At 46.3% G+C, this 19,432-nt stretch carries 17 protein-coding genes and 1 tRNA gene; 10 read left to right on the top strand and 8 right to left on the bottom strand.

Annotated elements, in window-relative coordinates; all coding sequences use genetic code 11:
• Positions 1–618, top strand: a complete 618-nt coding sequence (locus tag VCHENC03_RS06500; RefSeq protein ID WP_009707168.1) for a tRNA-uridine aminocarboxypropyltransferase — start codon at positions 1–3, stop codon at positions 616–618.
• A 20-nt stretch (positions 619–638) separates the two neighbouring features.
• On the opposite strand, the gene VCHENC03_RS06505 is transcribed toward VCHENC03_RS06500, so the two are convergent.
• The 3 genes from VCHENC03_RS06505 to VCHENC03_RS06515 form a co-directional block, all read right to left on the bottom strand.
• Positions 639–1,973, bottom strand: coding sequence for an anti-phage deoxyguanosine triphosphatase (locus VCHENC03_RS06505; RefSeq protein ID WP_198158293.1), 1,335 nt, complete (start codon positions 1,971–1,973; stop codon positions 639–641).
• 3 nt (positions 1,974–1,976) lie between these two features.
• A complete protein-coding gene (yfbR, locus tag VCHENC03_RS06510) occupies positions 1,977–2,561 on the bottom strand; it encodes a 5'-deoxynucleotidase (protein ID WP_009707166.1) in 585 nt (194 codons plus the stop codon).
• 83 nt (positions 2,562–2,644) lie between these two features.
• Positions 2,645–3,859 (bottom strand): pyridoxal phosphate-dependent aminotransferase, encoded by a 1,215-nt coding sequence (locus VCHENC03_RS06515; RefSeq protein ID WP_005437583.1) that lies wholly within the window; start codon positions 3,857–3,859, stop codon positions 2,645–2,647.
• Positions 3,860–4,076: 217 nt separating this feature from the next.
• Between VCHENC03_RS06515 and VCHENC03_RS06520 the strand changes: the two genes are divergently transcribed.
• The 6 genes from VCHENC03_RS06520 to menE all read left to right on the top strand — a co-directional run bounded on the left by VCHENC03_RS06520 (position 4,077) and on the right by menE (position 11,310).
• On the top strand, positions 4,077–5,384 hold the full coding sequence (locus VCHENC03_RS06520; RefSeq protein ID WP_005437582.1) for an isochorismate synthase: 1,308 nt from the start codon (positions 4,077–4,079) through the stop codon (positions 5,382–5,384).
• Complete coding sequence (gene menD / locus VCHENC03_RS06525) at positions 5,381–7,099, top strand: 2-succinyl-5-enolpyruvyl-6-hydroxy-3-cyclohexene-1-carboxylic-acid synthase (RefSeq protein WP_009707165.1); 1,719 nt, start codon at positions 5,381–5,383, stop codon at positions 7,097–7,099. Before VCHENC03_RS06520 ends, menD begins: the two co-directional genes overlap by 4 nt.
• Positions 7,086–7,880: a 2-succinyl-6-hydroxy-2,4-cyclohexadiene-1-carboxylate synthase gene (gene menH, locus VCHENC03_RS06530; protein ID WP_009707164.1), complete on the top strand. Its 795-nt coding sequence runs from the start codon at positions 7,086–7,088 to the stop codon at positions 7,878–7,880. Before menD ends, menH begins: the two co-directional genes overlap by 14 nt.
• A 26-nt stretch (positions 7,881–7,906) precedes the next feature.
• A complete protein-coding gene (gene menB, locus VCHENC03_RS06535) occupies positions 7,907–8,773 on the top strand; it encodes a 1,4-dihydroxy-2-naphthoyl-CoA synthase (RefSeq protein ID WP_009707163.1) in 867 nt (288 codons plus the stop codon).
• A gap of 129 nt (positions 8,774–8,902) precedes the next feature.
• Positions 8,903–9,892, top strand: a complete 990-nt coding sequence (menC, locus tag VCHENC03_RS06540) for an o-succinylbenzoate synthase (protein WP_009707162.1) — start codon at positions 8,903–8,905, stop codon at positions 9,890–9,892.
• On the top strand, positions 9,877–11,310 hold the full coding sequence (gene menE / locus VCHENC03_RS06545; protein ID WP_009707161.1) for an o-succinylbenzoate--CoA ligase: 1,434 nt from the start codon (positions 9,877–9,879) through the stop codon (positions 11,308–11,310). The genes menC and menE overlap by 16 nt, the downstream gene beginning before the upstream one ends.
• Positions 11,311–11,360: 50 nt before the next feature.
• On the opposite strand, the gene nagE is transcribed toward menE, so the two are convergent.
• A complete protein-coding gene (gene nagE / locus VCHENC03_RS06550; RefSeq protein ID WP_009707160.1) occupies positions 11,361–12,815 on the bottom strand; it encodes an N-acetylglucosamine-specific PTS transporter subunit IIBC in 1,455 nt (484 codons plus the stop codon).
• Between the two features lie 156 nt (positions 12,816–12,971).
• On the opposite strand from nagE, the gene VCHENC03_RS06555 reads away from it, so the two are divergent.
• Both VCHENC03_RS06555 and VCHENC03_RS06560 read left to right on the top strand, forming a co-directional pair.
• Positions 12,972–13,853 (top strand): LysR substrate-binding domain-containing protein, encoded by an 882-nt coding sequence (locus tag VCHENC03_RS06555; RefSeq protein WP_009707159.1) that lies wholly within the window; start codon positions 12,972–12,974, stop codon positions 13,851–13,853.
• A gap of 96 nt (positions 13,854–13,949) precedes the next feature.
• Entirely contained in the window at positions 13,950–14,150 is a 201-nt protein-coding gene (locus VCHENC03_RS06560) for a hypothetical protein (protein WP_032802948.1), read from the top strand.
• Here the strand turns inward: VCHENC03_RS06560 and VCHENC03_RS06565 are convergent.
• The 3 genes from VCHENC03_RS06565 to VCHENC03_RS06575 all read right to left on the bottom strand — a co-directional run bounded on the left by VCHENC03_RS06565 (position 14,136) and on the right by VCHENC03_RS06575 (position 17,681).
• The gene (locus tag VCHENC03_RS06565; protein ID WP_009707157.1) at positions 14,136–15,041 is read right to left on the bottom strand and encodes a YeiH family protein; all 906 of its coding nucleotides are present in this window, start codon (positions 15,039–15,041) and stop codon (positions 14,136–14,138) included. The two genes, VCHENC03_RS06560 and VCHENC03_RS06565, sit on opposite strands and share 15 nt — an antisense overlap.
• A 161-nt stretch (positions 15,042–15,202) precedes the next feature.
• The gene (locus VCHENC03_RS06570; protein WP_009707156.1) at positions 15,203–17,077 is read right to left on the bottom strand and encodes an MFS transporter; all 1,875 of its coding nucleotides are present in this window, start codon (positions 17,075–17,077) and stop codon (positions 15,203–15,205) included.
• A gap of 13 nt (positions 17,078–17,090) precedes the next feature.
• Positions 17,091–17,681: a TetR/AcrR family transcriptional regulator gene (locus VCHENC03_RS06575; protein ID WP_005437561.1), complete on the bottom strand. Its 591-nt coding sequence runs from the start codon at positions 17,679–17,681 to the stop codon at positions 17,091–17,093.
• A 256-nt stretch (positions 17,682–17,937) separates the two neighbouring features.
• On the opposite strand from VCHENC03_RS06575, the gene VCHENC03_RS06580 reads away from it, so the two are divergent.
• Positions 17,938–18,813 (top strand): Tim44 domain-containing protein, encoded by an 876-nt coding sequence (locus VCHENC03_RS06580; protein ID WP_009707155.1) that lies wholly within the window; start codon positions 17,938–17,940, stop codon positions 18,811–18,813.
• Between the two features lie 407 nt (positions 18,814–19,220).
• Here the strand turns inward: VCHENC03_RS06580 and VCHENC03_RS06585 are convergent.
• A tRNA-Tyr gene (locus tag VCHENC03_RS06585) sits at positions 19,221–19,305 on the bottom strand.
• Positions 19,306–19,432: the final 127 nt, after the last annotated feature.

The raw sequence follows: 19,432 nt of genomic DNA, 5'->3' as shown, positions 1-19,432 counted from the left end.
ATGTCTCGTTATTGTTCTCAGTGTGGAAAGTCGCGCAAAGCTTGTATTTGCCAATGGATTGTTCCGCTAGCAAACGAGGTTGAACTTATCATCCTTCAGCATACGAGTGAAGAACATCGTCCTCTTGGTACGGCACGGATTCTCAATTTAACCCTAAATCATTGTACTTGTCTGATTGGAGAAGACTTTTCTAACAATGAAGCGTTGAATACGTTGCTTGAGGACAGCGCTTACCAGCATTTCATTCTTTACCCTTCAGAACAATCGTTGTGCCTTTCAGAGTTGGCGACGGTTGGAGCGACGGCAGATAAGAAAATACGTTTGATTTTACTCGATGGTACTTGGAAGAAAGCGTACAAAATGTGGCAACTTTCGACCAACTTGCATGCTATCCCAACGGTTAAACTGCCAGAGGATCTGCAAGGGCATTACACCATTCGTAAGGCTCCATCGAACAACAGCTTGTCAACAGTGGAAGCCGGCTTTCATGCACTGAGCCTGATGGAGTCTGGTAAAGATTTCACGCCTTTGCTAACGGCGTTTGAGAAGATGATTGAATTTCAAATCGCCCAGATGCCTCCAGGCGTATTTGAAAAGAACTATCTGAAAGAAGAGTAACGAATCGATAGAGTACTTCTCTATAGGACTATTGAAGAGAACAGCTGACGATGTAGCTTTTGTGCGTGACCATCGGTCATTGCTGAGATGTAATCTGCAATCACGCGCATCTTTGCACTTTCGCAGCTTGCTTCTTGCCATAGTGAGCGAGTGTGCGGTGGCAGCAGACGCCCAGGGTCCGCACTTAGAGCTTCAAACAAATCCATGATGATCTGCTGGCCTTTGTACTCTACGATCTGTACTTGATGCACTTGAATCACATATTGGCTCACGAAGTGTTTGAGTACTTCTAGTGCTTTGGCCATGTGTGGCTCTAAACAGGCATTCCAAGCTAAGAGCGGGTTATTAAACGGTTCAACCACCACTTTGATTGAAATACTGGTCAACAGCGCATTGACCATGCCACCAATCGCATCTTTGCGTTGGTGATGTTTGCCGCTAAAGAGCATTTGTCCGATAGAACCAATATGCTCTTCAAACCACGGGTCACCACAATCTGCTAATTGACTGGCTGCACCTTCTTGCCATTGCTGGCGAGTGACCATGCCAAGCACTATCGCATCTTCCAAATCATGCACGCCGTAAGCGATATCGTCCGCAAGTTCCATGATCGAACAGTCGAGCGATTTAAAGCGGGTTTTACAGTGTTCTAGATCTGACTCTGGACGACAGCGCATTTGACTCAACAGAGCTTTGTCATTGTCCGTTAGTGGTGCAATGACCCAATCAAACAAGTCTTTATCACAGTCATACAGGCCTTTTGCAGGGCTCCAGTCTTTGGCTTTCAGTTTGCGTTGATGCTCGACAGGCTCGGGCATGCAAAGCGCTCTTGTTTGACTCAGCAGAGCAGGGTATTTAATCAAACCGAGTAAGGCGCGGCGTGACAAGTTCATGCCAAAGTGTTCGGTGTAAGGTTCTAGCTTGGTGACAATACGAAACGTCTGGGCATTGCCTTCAAATCCGCCATGTTCACGCATCATGTAGTTCAGCGCGACTTCGCCACCGTGACCATAAGGCGGATGACCGATATCGTGTGCCAAACAGAGCGAATCAATCAAACTGTCTGAAGGCAGCAAATCTCGGAATTCTGGTTGTTTCTTTTTCAGTTGAGCGACAATGCCCGTGCCCAGTTGTGCGGCTTCAAGGGAATGGGTCAAACGGGTACGGTGGAAATCTTCTAAGCTGTTGCCGTGGACTTGAGTTTTCGCTTGTAGGCGACGAAATGCCGCAGAGTGCAGTATACGAGCGCGATCTCGCTGGTAAGGACTACGATGATCGTCACGGCGGATTTTATGTTCATCATCATGGCGTTCTTGCCACAAGGCATCTAATTCAAACGACACTTTTCTCTCCATCAACTAACTGATTTCATCCAGCGATAATTCAAAACTTGGGGCAAAGGTATGAAGGAAGTATTCCATTTCTGGTGTTTTGCGTTCTTGCAGTGTGATGTCTAGCCGCTTTTTAGCCAAGGCAAACTCGTGGTTACCTGCGCTCAGTTCTTCGAGACATTTTAAGTACGCGCAGATGGAGTCGGCTTGCTTAACGATCAAGGCATCTTCTTCATGTGCAGAGTGCGAAAGCAGATACGGTGCAAAATCGTCTTGGAATTCTTCTGGCAGCATGGATAGTAGTTTTTGCTCGGCTGCGGCTTCTATCTTTTTATATTCTTTAGAAATTTCTGGGTTGTAATACTTAACTGGGGTTGGAAGGTCACCCGTTAATACTTCACTGGAGTCGTGGTACATCGCAAGAATAGCAATGCGTTCGGGATTCAGTGTACCGCCAAACTTTTTGTTTTTGATTAGGGCAAGGGCATGAGCAACAAACGCGACTTGCAAGCTGTGTTCAGAAACGTTTTCTGGTGATACTGAGCGCATTAAGGGCCAGCGTTGGATTAGCTTCATTCGTGCCAAGTGGGCGAAAAAATGGCTTTCTTTCATTGCTGTCTCCAATTTTGATTCTGATACAAAAAAAGGAGCTCACTAGGAGCTCCTCTAAGCATATGAGAGATCAGCAGTAATTACTACTGGCTATACGTTGATAGGAAACGCTCAAAGCGGCCAATCGCGGTTTCAAGATCTTCTACGTGCGGCAGGGTAACGATACGGAAGTGATCCGGTTTCGGCCAGTTAAAGCCTGAACCCTGTACGAGCAGCACTTTTTCTTGCTTCAAGAAATCCAGCACCATTTGCTGGTCATTCTTAATGTTGTACATCTTGGTGTCGATTTTCGGGAACAAGTACATCGCGCCTTTCGGCTTCACACAAGAAACCCCAGGGATCTGGTTGATCAGCTCGTAAGCACGGTTACGTTGTTCAAGCAAACGACCACCCGGCAAGATCAGCTCATTAATACTTTGGTAGCCACCCAATGCGGTTTGAATCGCGTGTTGCATCGGTACGTTGGCACATAAACGCATTGACGAAAGCAGTTCAAGACCGTTGATGTAACCTTGCGCTAGATGTTTAGGGCCGGTTAGGAACATCCAGCCGCCACGGAAGCCACAAACACGGTATGCTTTTGATAAACCGTTGAAGGTCATCACTAGCACATCTTCTGTTAGTGTCGCGACTGAGGTGTGTGTTGCTCCGTCGTAAAGCACTTTGTCGTAGATTTCGTCAGCGAAGATGATCAGGTTGTGTTGACGAGCAATCTCGATAACTTCTAGTAGAAAATCACGACTGTATACGGCACCCGTTGGGTTGTTCGGGTTGATCAGAACAATACCACGCGTTTTTGGGGTGATTTTCTTTTTGATGTCTTCGAGATCAGGATACCAGTCTGCGCCTTCATCACAGATGTAATGCACCGGTTTACCACCAGACAGAGCAACAGATGCCGTCCACAATGGGTAGTCTGGTGCCGGAATCAGCATTTCATCGCCGTTGTTCAGTAGCGCTTGCATTGCCATCACGATTAGCTCTGAAACGCCGTTACCTACGTATACATCTTCAACATCGAGTGAGCGGATGCCTTTACGTTGGTAATGTTGTACAACGGCTTTACGCGCAGAGTAGATGCCTTTGGAATCACAGTAGCCTTGAGAAGTTGGTAGATTGCGGATTACATCTACTAAAATCTCATCAGGGGCGTCAAAACCAAATGGGGCGGGGTTACCAATGTTTAGCTTTAGGATTTTATGCCCTTCTTCCTCCATGCGCTTAGCATGTTTGAGTACAGGACCCCTAATGTCGTAGCAGACATTGTCGAGTTTTGACGACATCCCGATATTTTGCATTGTATAATTCCTAAAAAATCGTTAATTTCTTTATTAAAGTACAATAATTTGTTTTTTATTAGAATAAAAATCTGTAAATTATCCGTTTAGTGGCTAACTTTTGTCCTGTTGGTATCACAGGATTTTGCAAAAGATCGCATACGACCTTGATTTGCTTTGGGTCTAAACTTAGAGTAGCCGTCAGTTATCCCTTATCCTCATAGACTTCGAGGTTGATTTGTCACAGTTCCATCAAGCCGTAAAGAGAATTATCGAGCGAGTTCAGCAAACGGAAGGCAATCAAACACGTTTAGTCGAGCCACTCAGCGAGAAACCCAATTTCGCGTTTATTGACTGGCTTGAAGCACAACCACTTTTTCCCAAGTTTTACTGGCAGTCCCGTGATACTCGTGAAGAAGTTGTTGCCCTAGGTCAGCTCCATTCATTTGTTGAGCCAGGACCTGCCTATACGATCCTTGGCGAAGGCCAACGCGTATGGGGTGGGCGTTCATTCGATGGTCAGCACGAGAAAAACCGCCGCTGCATGCCGTCTTTCTTCTTTCTGCCGCAAATCGAGTTGATTCGCTTCGATCAGCAATGGTCGCTTGCAGTGAATATCTCAGAAGATAAAACCCGTACATTAGCAGGCTTGAAAAAGCTGGTTTGTGATGTGCCTATGCTTGCGCCAATTTCTTCTCATATTCGTTCTATTGATCATGCGCCAACAGAGCCTCAATGGAATGATTTGGTAGAGAAAGTACTGACAGGTATTGAGAACGACGATTTTAAAAAAGTCGTTTTAGCTCGCAAATCAACCGTTCGCTTAGATTCGACACTTTCTGCTGCGCAACTCCTGAAAGCGAGTTACCTAAATAACCACCACAGTTTCCATTTCCTACTGAGCTTAGACAGCAAGCACAGCTTCATGGGCTCTACCCCTGAGCGTCTGTATTCGCGTGTTGGGCATGAACTCCACACTGAAGCATTAGCAGGCACGATTGGTCGTGGTGACAATGCTACGCAAGATATGGAACTAGCGAACTGGTTATCTCAAGATTCAAAGAACCTGAACGAAAACCAGTATGTGGTGGATGACATTGTTGATCGCTTGTCGCCACATTCAGAGAGCGTTGAAGTAGAAAAAGAGCCTCGACTTGTTCGCCTGAGAAAAGTCCAACATCTTAAGCGTAATATTCATGCGGATCTGAAAGCAGGCATCAACGGTGTTCAATTGCTTTCAGCTTTACAGCCAACCGCCGCGGTAGCCGGTTTACCGCGTAAAGAGTCGATGCAATTTATTTTGGATAATGAGCCGTTTGCACGCGGCTGGTATGCAGGCTCTATGGGTTACATTAGCCATGAGCGTGCAGAGTTTTGTGTCGCAATCAGAAGTGCTTTGATCTTGGGCGATCAAGTCCAACTGTTTGCTGGCGCGGGTATTGTTCCAGGCTCCATTGCAGAACATGAATGGGCCGAGTTAGATAAAAAAATGTCGACGTTACTATCTCTTATTTCAGACCACCCACCGCTTGGGGTTGCATCATGAAGGCAGATCAAGCTGTATTGAATCGCATCTGGTCTGAAACCATCCTGACAGAATTGAACCGCTTTGGTGTGAACCACGTTTGTATCGCACCCGGTTCCCGCTCTACACCTTTAACGGTAGAGGCGGCAGATAACCCAAATTTTACTATTCACACGCACTTTGATGAGCGTGGCTTAGGCTTTATGGCTCTTGGGCTTGCAAAGGCAAGTAAACAGCCGGTTGCGTTGATCGTGACCTCTGGTACCGCTGTCGCTAACCTTTTACCTGCTATTGCTGAAGCAAAACTGACGGGTGAAAAGCTGGTGGTGCTAACTGCAGACCGTCCGGTTGAACTGGTAGGTTGTGGTGCAAACCAAGCTATTAATCAATTGGGTATTTTTTCAGGACATGTCTCTGACAGTCTTAACCTGCCGAGTCCTACGCTATCAACTCCGTTGAACTGGTTGCTTACTTCTGTTGATGAAGTGATGTTTACTCAGCGCCTAAGAGGCAGCGCGGTTCACATTAACTGTGCGTTCCCAGAACCTTTGTACTCCAATACAGAAAAGAGCACCTATCAGGACTACCTTGATACCGTTGCCGGTTGGCGAGATAGCAAGGTGACGTATTGCCAGCGTTTTAACCCGAAAACCAGCAGCGCAATTCCAAGCTGTGGGGATAACAAAGGTGTGGTGGTCATTGGTAGTTTGCCACTGGTTCAGGCGCAAGCTGCACAAGCGTTTGCAGAGCAAATGGGCTGGCCAGTGCTTGCTGATCCGCAAAGTGGTGTGAGCTCGGATTGGGCGCATTTTGATTTATGGTTGCAGAATCCGAAATTGGCAAGCCAACTGGATGGTTGTGACTTAATCGTGCAGTTTGGTAGTCGAATCATTTCTAAACGTTTCAATCACTGGTTAGAAAAACACGTAGCGCGCAATCAGCAAGGTGGTGACATTCAATATTGGTACGTATCGCCTCGATTAGAGCGAGATAACCAAAGTCACCTACCACAATGGCACTGGGCAGAGCAGCCAAGCTCATGGGTTGAACGTACGACGGAGTTTTCATCAGAACACGCTGGTTGGGCAAATGAACTTGCCGCGGACATCAAACAGGTCACGCAACACGCGAAAGGCTTGTTTGCATCTGACCCTAAGAGTGAGCTGAGCGAGATTGCGTTAGCGATTGATGTGGCTGAGCGTGCTCAAGGTGTGGATCTGTTTGTTGGCAACAGTCTGTTTGTTCGATTGATCGACATGTTCGGCAAGCTTGATAACACAGAGGTTTTCACTAACCGTGGTGCGTCTGGCATTGATGGGCTGTTTGCCACAGCAAGCGGGGTACAACGCGCGCGCCAGAACCCGATGTTAATGTTTATTGGCGATACTTCTGCCTTATATGGGCTGAACTCATTGGCACTGTTTACGCACAACAAGTTGCCTTCGGTGTTGGTGATCACTAACAACGATGGTGGTGCGATTTTTGACTTACTGCCTGTACCGCAAGAGCATCGCGAGTCGTTCTATCAAATGCCTCATGGCTATGAATTTGAACATGCAGCGAAACAGTTTGGTTTACAGTATCGCAAACCGAATACGCTTGCTGAGTATCAATCTATAGTCTCTGAGCATTTTGCTAGCGGCGAAGGGGCGTTAGTGGTTGAAGTTCAAACGCCATCGAACCAAGCGGTAGAGCAGCTAAAATCCTTCAACAAGAATTTGCATGCTCTATTCTAAACGCTTCCCAGCAACGGAAAAGCACCAAAGTAGTACTTTGCCTACTCTGGTGTTTTTGCATGGCTTGCTTGGTAGCGGTGAAGATTGGCAAGCGTGTATCAACGCGTTACCCGAGTATGAACGTGTTACGGTTGACCTCCCTGGTCATGGGCACAGCCAATCTATTTCTTGCAGCGATCTGAATGATTGCTGCAAATTACTTAATTCCGCACTATCTTTATTATTTCCTTCGCAACAACCGCTTATCCTGATTGGTTACTCAATGGGTGGACGCATTGCTATGCACGGCCTTGCTCACCAATGTTTTCCAGATCTCAATATTTGTGGAAGCATTGTGGAAGGAGGAAACTTCGGGCTTCAAAGTGAGTCAGATAGACAGGCTCGATTCGAAAACGATTCGCGCTGGGCAAAGCGTTTCAAAACTGAGCCTCTTGCCTGTGTTTTGAACGATTGGTACCAACAGTTGGTCTTTTCTTCACTAAACCATGAGCAAAGACAAACATTGATTGCGAAACGAAGTGCTAATCTTGGTTCCGCGGTAGCGGATATGCTGATTGCAACGTCATTAGCGAAGCAATCTTATTTGCTCCCAGCTCTGCAACAACAAGCGGTTCCACTGCATTATATCTGCGGCGAAAAAGACAAAAAATTTAGCCAACTGGCTGAGACAAGCGGGTTGGCGTATCGACAAATCGAAGGTGCTGGACATAACGTTCACCAAGAGCAACCACAGCGATTTGCGAGGCAAGTTAATCAAATAATTCATTCTCACTTTGAGTGAGAGCAACGAGAACAATGGGAATCACCATGGCTAAAACAGTAGGCATTTCTGAAGAAGAACTTTACGCTCCGGTTCAATGGAAAGATTGCAGCGAGAAATACGAGGACATTCATTACCACAAGTCTGTAGATGGTATCGCGAAAATCACTATTGCACGTCCTCAAGTGCGTAACGCGTTTCGTCCTCAAACGGTAAAAGAGATGATTGATGCGTTGGCAGATGCACGCTACGACTCTGGTGTTGGCGTGATCATTCTGACAGGTCTAGGTGAAGACGCATTCTGTTCTGGCGGTGACCAGAAGATCCGTGGCGACTACGGCGGCTACAAAGACGACCAAGGTACGCACCACCTAAACGTATTGGACTTCCAACGTGATATTCGCACTTGTCCAAAACCAGTGATCGCATCGGTAGCAGGTTGGGCTGTGGGCGGTGGTCACGTACTGCACATGATGTGTGACCTAACGATTGCGGCTGACAACGCTCAATTTGGTCAAACAGGCCCTAAAGTGGGTTCATTTGACGGCGGTTGGGGCGCATCTTACATGGCTCGCATCGTAGGCCAAAAGAAAGCTCGCGAAATCTGGTTCCTATGTCGTTTCTACAACGCTCAAGAAGCGGTAGACATGGGCCTAGTAAACACAGTAGTGCCACTAGCGGATCTAGAGAAAGAAACCGTTCGTTGGTGTCGTGAAGTTCTGCAACACAGCCCAATGGCACTGCGTTGCTTGAAAGCCGCATTGAACGCGGACTGTGATGGCCAAGCGGGTCTGCAAGAACTGGCGGGTAACGCGACTATGATGTTCTACATGACAGATGAAGGCCAAGAAGGTCGTAACGCATTCAACGAGAAACGTCGCCCAGACTTCGACAAGTTCCCTCGTAACCCATAATCCGTATAGAAGAGGAGCCTTTGTGCTCCTCTGTTTCGTTTTTCGTCCTGAGCGTCTCGCCCTCTGGGAGACTAGCGAGTTCTCTCGTTAAAAAGCTCAGAATATACGGCATTACATAGGATTCGAATTATGCGTAAAGCGAAGATTTACCGTTACTGTTTACCAATGGACAGTGGCGTAATACTACGTGATAACAAGCTGACGGAACGTAAAGGTTATATCCTTGAATTAACGGACGGTGACAAGGTTGGTCGCGGTGAAGTTGCCCCTTTGGTTGGCTTCAGCCTTGAAGGCACTGAAGAAGCGGGCATTCAGTTGCAAGCACAAGCAGAACGCTGGGGGGCAAACTTGCCTTTAGATTACAACCACATGTACCCATCGGTTGCATTTGGTCTGTCTATGGCACAGTTGGAGCTTGAAGGCGGTTTACCTGCGCAAGGTAAGTACCAAGTCGCCCCTTTGTGTAACGGTGATCCAGATGAACTGATCCCGAAACTGAACGAAATGGAAGGCGAAAAAGTCGCGAAAGTAAAAGTGGGTTTGTATGAACCTATTCGTGACGGCATGTTGGTGAACTTGTTCCTTGAGTCGATTCCACAGCTGACGCTTCGTCTTGATGCTAACCGTGCTTGGACGCCAGAAAAAGCCCAGCAGTTTGCTAAGTACATTGCACCATCACTACGCCAGCGTATTACCTTCTTGGAAGAGCCATGTCGCTCTCCGGGAGATAGCCTGTCTTTTGCAATCAATACGGGTATTGCAATCGCGTGGGATGAGACACTGCAAGATGCGGTTCGCCGTGAAGACTTCAGCTTAGAAGATCTCACTGGCGTGAAAACCATCATCATCAAGCCAACGCTGATCGGCTCAGTTGATTTCTGTATTAAGCTGATTGAAAAGGCGAAGACGTTAGGTATTAAAGCCGTAATCAGTTCAAGCATTGAATCAAGCCTTGGCCTGAACCAACTTGCTCGCTTAGCACAATGGCAACTACCTAATGAGATCCCAGGTTTGGATACGATTGGTTTATTCAAAGCGCAGCTAGAGCAAGGTTGGCCTAAATGTGAACTTCCAGTTCTTCCGCTATCTGAGCAGGAGTTAGTGTGGCATTCAGCGTAGATACTATTGCGATTGCACCATGGAAATATTGGGCTCAAGTGAGCCCTTTTTCTATTGCGCTTGAGACAATCAAAGAGCAAGTTAACTGGCAGCAATTGACTGCTCGTGTTGACTTGTATTCTCGCTACCTTCAACAACGAGGTGTCGCGAGTGGAGACGTGGTGACGCTAGTCGGTAAGAACCAAGTTGAAACCTTGTGGTTTTATCTTGCCGCTCAGCAGATAGGTGCAATTGCTGCGTTGACCATGCCGCAGCCTTTTGAGGCTCTTTCAGGTAAGTTAACGACGCTATATAAGCCAGCTCAACAACGTTTTGTGTGGTTTGCTGATAGTGTTGCCGCTAGCTACTCTGAACAGCAGTTATCGCAACTATGTATCATCCAACTTTCGACTCTGGATAGCGAATCGCAATGTGGCACTGGCAGTTCAAGTGAAGGATACGCACATGATGCTTTAGCGTCTATTGTGTTTACCTCTGGCTCAACAGGCACCCCTAAAGCCGTGGTACATACTCATCGTCAGCACCTTTCTTCAGCTCAAGGTTTGTTGGCTGAGTTCCGATTCAACCATGAAGATAGCTGGCTGCTTTCTTTGCCGCTTTACCACGTGTCAGGCTTGGCAATTGTCTACCGTTGGTTGTTTGCAGGCGCAACGCTCAAAGTAGGAAACGGAAATCTTGCTGATGATATTCTTGGTGTCTCTCATGCCTCTCTAGTTGCGACGCAGCTTAAGCGTTTACTGGATGAACAAGTCGCATTGTCTCTCACGCATGTCTTACTTGGCGGCAGTCATGTTGCTCATGAGTTGGCACTGCGAGCAACACAGCAAGGCATTGAAACTTGGCTGGGTTATGGCATGACAGAAGCGGCCTCTACCGTAACTGCAAAGCAAATCGATAGCATCAGTAACGCGGGTCACCTATTGCAAAATCGCGATATTAAGCTGGTGGAAGAGCGTATTTATATCGGCGGGCAAACACTAGCAGCAGGCTATTTCAAGCAAGGCTCAGTTACCTCACTTCTGAATGAAAACGGTTGGTTCGACAGTAAGGATCTCGGAGAGTGGCAAGGCGATGAACTTAAGATCATTGGCCGAGCAGACAACCAATTCATTTCTGGCGGTGAGAATGTTCACTGCGAAGAAATTGAAGCGGTACTGAACCAAATCGAGGGTATTTCGCAAAGCATTGTTGTGCCAGTAGAAGATGTTGAATTTGGCCACCGACCAGTAGCTGTGATTCAGACAGAGTTATTAATGGACAAAGCTCAATACGAGCAACATCTGCAAACTAAGCTAGAAAAATTCAAATGGCCAATAGCGTATTACGCAATGCCTCAAACCCTGTTGGGTGGGGGAATCAAAATCTCGCGTAAAGCGGTGAAAGACTGGTTAAAAAATGAAGTGCAAAACGGTGACTAAGCGTTATTGCACTTCAGGGGGATGTGGTGATGGTGAGTCACCACAATTCTTTAGTTAGCGAGCGCGAGTTTCATCTGCTCAGCTACCTTATCTACTTTTCCTAGACCGATAATCACTTGTAAGCCGCCTTTACCAATCATCACTACGCCAGCAGCACCCAACTGTTTAAGCTTAGCTTCGTCAGCTAGGGATGAATCTTTCACGGTTAAACGAAGTCGAGTAATACAGTTGTCCACTTCTAGGATGTTGTCTGCACCGCCAATTGCTGCGATGTAGTCTTTTGCTAGCTCTCCAATATTCTCGGTGACTTCCTTTTCCATGTCCTCACCACGACCCGGCGTACGCAAGTTGAACTTGATGATCGCGAAGCGGAATACGCTGTAGTAAATCGCAAAGAAGACTAAACCTTGTGGGATCAGCATGTACCATTTGGTTGCCAATGGGTTTTGGCTTGACAGTACGAAGTCAACAAAACCAGCTGAGAAACCAAAGCCCGCCATCCACTGCATGCTTGCTGCAATGTACATTGAGATACCAGTCAGCACAGCGTGAATCAGGTACAGCACTGGCGCTAGGAACATAAAGCTGAACTCTAGAGGCTCTGTAATACCAGTGAAGAAGGACGCCATCGCTGCAGCTAGCATGATTGAGAACACTTTGGTTTTGTTTTGCTTATCAGCGCAGTGATAAATCGCAAGAGCAGCGCCCGGTAGACCAAACATCATGATTGGGAAGAAACCTGCTTGGTACATACCCGTCTGGCCAACTACAGCTGTGCCGTTAGCAATAGACTGTGCGCCACCTAAGAAGTTTGGAATGTCGTTGATACCAACCACATCAAACCAGAAGACAGGGTAAAGCGCGTGGTGCATGCCAATAGTTAGCATTAGACGGTTAAAGAAGCCAAATAAACCCGCGCCAACCGCACCCATGGATTCAAGTTTGGTTCCGAAAATAATTAATGCATCGTAAATCACAGGCCATACGTAAAGCAGAACAAACGCCAGCGCCATACCTGCGATAGAGGTGAGAATAGGTACTAGGCGTTTGCCGCTAAAGAACGCCAGTGCTTTTGGTAGTTCGACACCTGAATAACGGTTGTAGATTTCAGCGGAGATAATCCCCACCAAGATACCGATGAACTGGTTGTTGATTTTGTTGAAGGCATCCGGCACTTCATCTGCAGCCACATCCATTAATTGTGTGACGGCTCCCGGCGCCAGTAGCGTCGTCAGCACCATAAAACAGATAAACCCAGACAGTGCTGCTGAGCCGTTTTTGTCTTTGCTCAGCCCAAATGCAACGCCGACGGCGAACAGTACCGCCATGTTGTCGATGATTGCTCCGCCTGATTTAATGAGGAAGGCCGCTAAGACACTTTCAGAACCCCAGCCAACCGGATCGATCCAGTAGCCAATCCCCATCAAGATTGCCGCAGCGGGTAAGGTCGCTACCGGAACCATTAATGCCTTACCGACTTTTTGCATGTAGCCGAGTATATTCATATTTGCCCCTATAATTTTAATGCCACCTAAAACATGATCTATGTTTGAAAGTGACGTTTTTATTTAGTTTCTAAGGGCTATTTGAAACTTAATTATCGACGCAAACAAACGAATTCACTACTATCATGAATTAATATTTTTAATGCATGGTCGATCATGGCAAATCAACAGTTACTGCTTCGAAACCTTCATACCTTTAGCATCGCAGCGAAGCATCTCAGCTTTACGCAGGCGGCAAAAGAGCTGCACTTGACTCAAGGCGCCGTGAGCCATCGCATCAAAGTGCTAGAACAGGAGTTGGGTTTCTCTCTGTTTGTTCGAGGCACTCGAAAGCTCGAACTGACATCAGAAGGGCACCGATTTCAAAAAACGTTATCTACGTCACTCAGTACTATTTTTAATGAGATTGAAGAGATCAAGTCGACGGACTTGGTGGGTGAACTCAACATTGCTGCGTCCCCTGGGTTTTTGAATGGGTGGTTGATGCCTCGCATTGCGGATTTCCAACGCCATTTTCCGGGTTTTAACCTCAACCTTTTCGCTCAAGAAAACCAACTCGATTTGGTGACCAATCAGATTGATGTAGCGATCTTTTACGATACTGATCATATGGTTGATGTGTATCGTCAGCGGTTATTTGGCGAAAAATACATTCCGGTCTGTACACCTCAGTACATGAAGGAACTGAATATCTTGGAAGATGGCACTGAGTCTCTCAATCGCATCAACTTTATTCACGCACTTGGTTCTGATGTTTGGCAGCGCTGGGTTGCTTATATGGGACTGGACGAGGATGTTTTTCAGCATTTTTACTGTGTGAGCCATCGTGATATGGCAGTGCTAGCGGCAAGGAATAACGTTGGCGTTGCGATGGGGCGATATCGATTCGTCAAAGATCTCTTAGACAAAGGTGAGCTGGTTAGTCCTTACCCAGCGATGGATACCCAGTTAGGGTACGATTTGATTTGTCCCTCAGGCTACGAGCATCGACCTAAAGTGAAAACCTTTATCTCGTGGGTAGAAAGCCAACTTAGTTGATTTCGCAATGTATTAGTCGAAAACGGAATTTCGCATCCTTATAACTCTGAATCATAATCATGCTCAAAGATTAAGGAATAAAGTATAAGGTTCAGGATGATCAAGTTAGTGTTAGCGGCAGCGGTGTTGCTACAAATTGGCGTGGCGATGAGTTCGCAGGGGTTAACGCGCTCATTGGCTGAGTTAACTGCTTTTCTGGTCGCGATCGCATTAGTGTTGGTACACAAAAGCCAAAGCACACGAAAAGTTGAGCCAACCCAGCCTCAGAAAATCAATCAAGGTTTAGTCGAGAAGTAACCAGCCTAAAGACGTAGTAGAAATCAGTACCCACAATGTGACACCAAACAACAATGGTTTAGCGCCTGCCGACTTCAGCTTCGATACTGAAATGCTACAACCAATCAAGAACAGACACACCACAAGCGCTTGCTTAGCAATAGCAAAGATACCTTGATACACCACTTCAAATTGCGGGAAGAAGTCGCTGAATGCAATCGCAGCGCAGTACCAGAAAATGAAGTAAGGAATCACTAACTTACTCTTGCCTTCCTCTCCGTTACCGCGAGAAAAAATCACAGCACTCACTAGCGCGACAGGAATGATCCACAATGCGCGAGCAAGCTTCAATGTTGTTGCGGTAGTCAATGCTTCTTCACCGTAAGCTGATGCTGCACCTACCACAGAAGACGTGTCATGAATTGCAATCGCAGCCCACGTACCGAACGTATGCTGATCCAAGCCAATAGCGTGACCAATAACAGGGAAGATGAATAGCGCCAGTGAGTTCAGAACGAAAACCGTCGCTAGAGCCAGACCAATTTGCTCGTCCTTTGCTTTAATCGCTGGAGCGACCGCAGCAATCGCGCTACCACCACAAATAGCAGTACCAGAAGCAATCAGATACGCCGTTGTGCGTTCAAGTTTTATTGCTTTGGCGATCATCATGCCGATCACAAGCGTGCCAAGGATGGTTGCGATGATCAGACCAATGCCGTCAGAAGTGACCGCGAGTGCTTGGTCAAAGTGAATCCCAAAGCCCAAACCAATAATGGAATAAGAAAGCAGCTTCTTGGTGAATGAAGCAATAGGAAGCTCTGTCGGTACTAGGCTAAAACTCGCCAAAAGAAAACCGATCACAAGCGCGATAGGAGAGGACACAAAAGGGGTTAAACAAAACAGCAGTGCCAATCCAAAGGGGATATTCTTTGTATTCAAGGGTGTCGTTCGTTGTTATGAGTTAAAGCGTGGAGTATACAGTAACGCTTTTGGTCAGAAAGTATTAATGAATTGAACATGCGTTCAGTAAAACTAAACGTATGTTCAACATTCTCAAATTCACTGGTTTGAGTTTAGCGCCAGTCGCCACGCAGTGCTTTCACTTTTTCAAACATCACTTGTGAGGTTGCTTGCTTTGGATCGACAGGCGTTCCTGCTTCAATTTCTAGTTTTGACCAGAAGCGAGTTGGTAACCCTTTACAAGCACGACCTTTTGCTCGGCTGAAATAGCTGCCCCACAAGCCTTTTAGGGCGATTGGAATCACTGGAACAGGGCTGCGACGAAGTATGATGTCGATACCGCGCATGAACTCGTTCATTTCACCATCTGATGTTAAACGCCCTTCTGGGAAGATGCACACGATATGGCCTTCATTCAATGCTTTTTCAACATCATTAAATGCACGGCGAATAGACGTTCGATTACTTGCTGAAATAGGGATTACTCCAGCTCGACGAAGGAAACGTCGCAAAGGAGGGAGGTTTGCGTAGTCTTCTTCCATCACAAATCGAATCAGGCGAGGACAGACCGCACTTAACAGTAGTGAGTCCATATAGCTGACATGGTTGCAGACGATCAACGCACCACCATGTTCTGGAAGGTGATGTAGGTTCTTATGTTTGACACGGTAAATGGTGTGAGTGACCACCCACATCGCAAAGCGCACCACAAAGATAGGGATCTGCAGGAAGATGTATGCGGCAACCAAGAAATTCAGGATAGCCAAAAGAGCGAACAGTTGAGGAATGCTCATCTCAAGCACACTTAAACAAACAATGCCTAATACAGCACTGCCTACCATGAACAATGAGTTAAAGATGTTCAAGCCAGCAATCACTTGTGCACGTTCTGTTTCTTTCGCTCTGTGTTGCATTAAGGCGTAAAGGGGAACGATAAACAAACCACCCGAAATACCAATCATCAATAGATAGGAGAACAGTGGCCAGAAAGCGTCATAGCTGACGAATTCTGCGAATGTATGGAATCGAGGTAAGTCCGTTGGAATCGATGTCGCCATCAAGAAGCCGAAAATGGTTATCCCTAAAGCACCAATCGGTACGATACCCACTTCAATGCGATGATTGGACAGCCAGTTACATGCCATAGAGCCGACCGCAATCCCAACAGAGAAGAGCGCTAACAGGAACGAAACTGCGCTTTCGGTGCCATTCAAATACACCTTAGTGAAGTTCGGGAACTGAGTCAGGTATGCTGCGCCCAAGAACCAGAACCAACTGATTGCCATGATGCATTGGAAAACGATGCGGTCAGACTTGGCAATAGAAAGTGTGTGTTTGGTTTGCTTATAAGGTTGCCATTTGAATTGAATGTCCGGTGCGCTTGCTGATGCAAATGGAATAAAACGACTCGACAAGTAACCAAGAACAGCAAAGATAACAACGCAGAAGGCAGCAAGATATTTCGCATTGTCGGCCGAAGCAATAAGCCCCGCGCCAAGCGTACCGACCAGAATTGCAATAAAAGTACCGGCTTCGACCAATGCGTTGCCAGGAACCAACTCTTTTTCATTGAGTTGTTGAGGAAGTAAAGCGTATTTGACGGGACCAAAGAATGCGGATTGCGTTCCCATCAAGAAAAGCAGCAAGAGCAACACGCCGTAGCTTTCAGTGATAAAGCCAATCGCCCCTAAAAGCATGATGCCGATTTCGAAAAGCTTTACCTTACGAATAAACCAAGACTTCTCGTATTTATCAGCTAATACGCCCGCAGACGCCGAGAACAAGAAGAAAGGCAGAATAAATAAACCAGCAGCCAAGTTAATAAACAGGTTACTAGAGATCGGTAATGCGCTGGACCCAGCAAAGGCCACAAACAGCAGCAGTACGTTTTTGAATATGTTGTCGTTGAAAGCTCCGAAAAACTGGGTGACAAAATAGGGGAGGAACTTTCGCTGCCTAAGCAAAGACGACTGGCTGTCTGATGACATGAATAATCCTTTATTACCAGCTGATCAGATAGTTTGAAATCAGGTTATCAATAAGCTCTTTACCATCAATAGGTTCACTAGAGAAAAACTTATCATCAACGCTAAGAAGCGTGATTCCATGTACACCTGACCACAATACGCGACTCGCTTGAAGTACTTCAGATTCAGTACGGTGCGGTGCGATTTGAGCAAGTAAGGATTCTAGCATGCCAGTCATACCGTCGATGCGTTTTGCGTGCCACTCTGGTAGCTCGGCACCATTCATGTTGTGCTCGAACACAAGTTGCCAGCGGTATGGGTGCTTTTGCGCGAAGTCGTGGTAGCAGTATGCCAGTTCAAAAAGTGATTGATGAGCATCCTTACTGTTTTTCGTCGCGGCTACGGCTTCTTGTTGCAACTCATCCAATGTCTGTGCAACGGCATGTAAAAGCAGTAGGTTGTAGTTACCAAAGATATTAACTAGCGTACTTGGCACGTAACCTATCATGTTAGCGATCTTGCGAAGGCTAAGGTCGTGGTAAGAGTTTTCGTCTAAAAAGTCTTTGACTGTGGAAAGAGTCAAGTTGACCAACTCTTCTCTGGTGTGATCGTTTCTGCGCGCCATAATTTAAAACTACTTATTGAACAACGTTCAATATGATAGTCAGCTACCGATTGACCGTCAATAACGCAAACAAGTCATAAACCTATTGCTTGGCAATATTCTGATACATGTCTTCTATTGTGGAATGTTTCATTGTTGAATCTGACGGAGTATGATGGTCACATCTCATATTTAGCGTGCTACTGATATTGGATGCTTGTTCATCTTGTTATCTGGCAGCATGATTAAGTACTTATCGTCAATTTTAAGGATAACGATGAAACGTTTATTTTCGATTGTCGCCCTACTGATGTTTACCGTTGCTGTAACGCCTATCGCGGAAGCGAAGAAGTTTGGTGGTGGTAAGTCGTTCGGTAAGAGCTATAAAACGGCTCCTGCTCCTAAACAGCAGCAACAAAACACAAACACCATTGGTAAAGAACAAGGTGCTAAATCTTCAAGCAAGAAAGGCTTGATGGGCGGCTTACTTGGTGGTCTTCTTGCTGGTGGTCTATTGGCAGCATTCTTTGGTGGTGCATTCGAAGGTATCCAGTTTATGGATATCCTGATCATTGGTTTGATTGCGTTTGTTATCTTCAAGCTGATGCGCGGCATGCTTGGTGCTAAGCAGGGCAGTATGAATCAGCATCGTCAGCAGCCAGCATTTGGTGGTAACGCTTCTAAGTTCGAGCAACCAAACATGCAGAACTTTGAACAACAGCCTAACAACACAAATGCAGGTGGTTTTGGCGGTTTCGGTGCACAAACTGATATCCCGCATAACTACCCACCGGGTTTTGACCAAGCGGCATTCATCAACGGCTCTCGCGAGCACTACCGAATCCTGCAAGGCGCGTGGAACCACAACCAACTTCATACAATTGAAGAGTACGTTTCACCAAGCCTGTTCGAAGATTTGAAAGCAGAACGTGCGAAGCTAGATGGCGAGCAACATACTGATGTGATGTACGTAGATGCGGAAATTGTTCGTGCTGACTACGATGCGAACAAAGCACAGCTTAGCCTGCAATTTAGCGGTCGTTACCGTGATGCAGAAGAAGGTATCGAAGAAGACATCGAAGATATCTGGCACTTAGAACGTGACCTAACGGTACCAAACGCACCTTGGTTGATTGTTGGTATTCAAGGTTAATCACCAACAGCGTTCAATTTAGTCTTAGTAAAATCCCGCTTTCGAGCGGGATTTTTTATATCTGAAGATCAGGGACTCTAAATCTATCGGGGCAATACGAGTGGTTGAAGTCGACCTTAATAGGGTTGTTATGAGACAACGATGAGTCGCATAGTAGGGAATGGTGAAGATTGAGCTAATAGGGTGATCAATGGCTTGACTCCATTAGCAGAGGTAAAGGGACTTAGACTTGGATTCTCTTACAAATAGAGGTAGATACAAGAGCTTAGTAGTCTACTACTTAACGAAAGATCACTAAGAATCGCGCTGTGAGTGAGGCTAGATTTATCCAGAGAGTTGGGTAAGTCATTGAAAAATGGTAGTTATAGAACGAAAAAAGCCAGCTCAATGAGCTGGCTTTTTCAATATGGTGGAGGGGGACGGATTCGAACCATCGAAGGCAGTGCCGGCAGATTTACAGTCTGCTCCCTTTGGCCACTCGGGAACCCCTCCAGGGTATTTTTATACTTAAAAAGTGTTTTCCCAACACGCTTTTCAAGTTGTTCTCATGTTTAAAGGAAAAACATAAGAAAGAATATGGTGGAGGGGGACGGATTCGAACCATCGAAGGCAGTGCCGG

The sequence above is a fragment of the Vibrio sp. HENC-03 genome, assembly GCF_000305755.2.
GTDB lineage: Bacteria > Pseudomonadota > Gammaproteobacteria > Enterobacterales > Vibrionaceae > Vibrio > Vibrio owensii.
This window is presented reverse-complemented; position numbering and strand designations above follow the sequence as displayed.

Excerpts from the sequence above, each read along its gene's own strand:
- VCHENC03_RS06500 (WP_009707168.1), top strand. The coding sequence starts at position 1 with ATGTCTCGTTATTGTTCTCAGTGTGGAAAGTCGCGCAAAGCTTGTATT.
- VCHENC03_RS06505 (WP_198158293.1), bottom strand. The coding sequence starts at position 1,973 with ATGGAGAGAAAAGTGTCGTTTGAATTAGATGCCTTGTGGCAAGAACGC.
- yfbR (WP_009707166.1), bottom strand. The coding sequence starts at position 2,561 with ATGAAAGAAAGCCATTTTTTCGCCCACTTGGCACGAATGAAGCTAATC.
- VCHENC03_RS06515 (WP_005437583.1), bottom strand. The coding sequence starts at position 3,859 with ATGCAAAATATCGGGATGTCGTCAAAACTCGACAATGTCTGCTACGAC.
- menD (WP_009707165.1), top strand. The coding sequence starts at position 5,381 with ATGAAGGCAGATCAAGCTGTATTGAATCGCATCTGGTCTGAAACCATC.
- menH (WP_009707164.1), top strand. The coding sequence starts at position 7,086 with ATGCTCTATTCTAAACGCTTCCCAGCAACGGAAAAGCACCAAAGTAGT.
- menB (WP_009707163.1), top strand. The coding sequence starts at position 7,907 with ATGGCTAAAACAGTAGGCATTTCTGAAGAAGAACTTTACGCTCCGGTT.
- menC (WP_009707162.1), top strand. The coding sequence starts at position 8,903 with ATGCGTAAAGCGAAGATTTACCGTTACTGTTTACCAATGGACAGTGGC.
- nagE (WP_009707160.1), bottom strand. The coding sequence starts at position 12,815 with ATGAATATACTCGGCTACATGCAAAAAGTCGGTAAGGCATTAATGGTT.
- VCHENC03_RS06555 (WP_009707159.1), top strand. The coding sequence starts at position 12,972 with ATGGCAAATCAACAGTTACTGCTTCGAAACCTTCATACCTTTAGCATC.
- VCHENC03_RS06560 (WP_032802948.1), top strand. The coding sequence starts at position 13,950 with ATGATCAAGTTAGTGTTAGCGGCAGCGGTGTTGCTACAAATTGGCGTG.
- VCHENC03_RS06570 (WP_009707156.1), bottom strand. The coding sequence starts at position 17,077 with ATGTCATCAGACAGCCAGTCGTCTTTGCTTAGGCAGCGAAAGTTCCTC.
- VCHENC03_RS06575 (WP_005437561.1), bottom strand. The coding sequence starts at position 17,681 with ATGGCGCGCAGAAACGATCACACCAGAGAAGAGTTGGTCAACTTGACT.
- VCHENC03_RS06580 (WP_009707155.1), top strand. The coding sequence starts at position 17,938 with ATGAAACGTTTATTTTCGATTGTCGCCCTACTGATGTTTACCGTTGCT.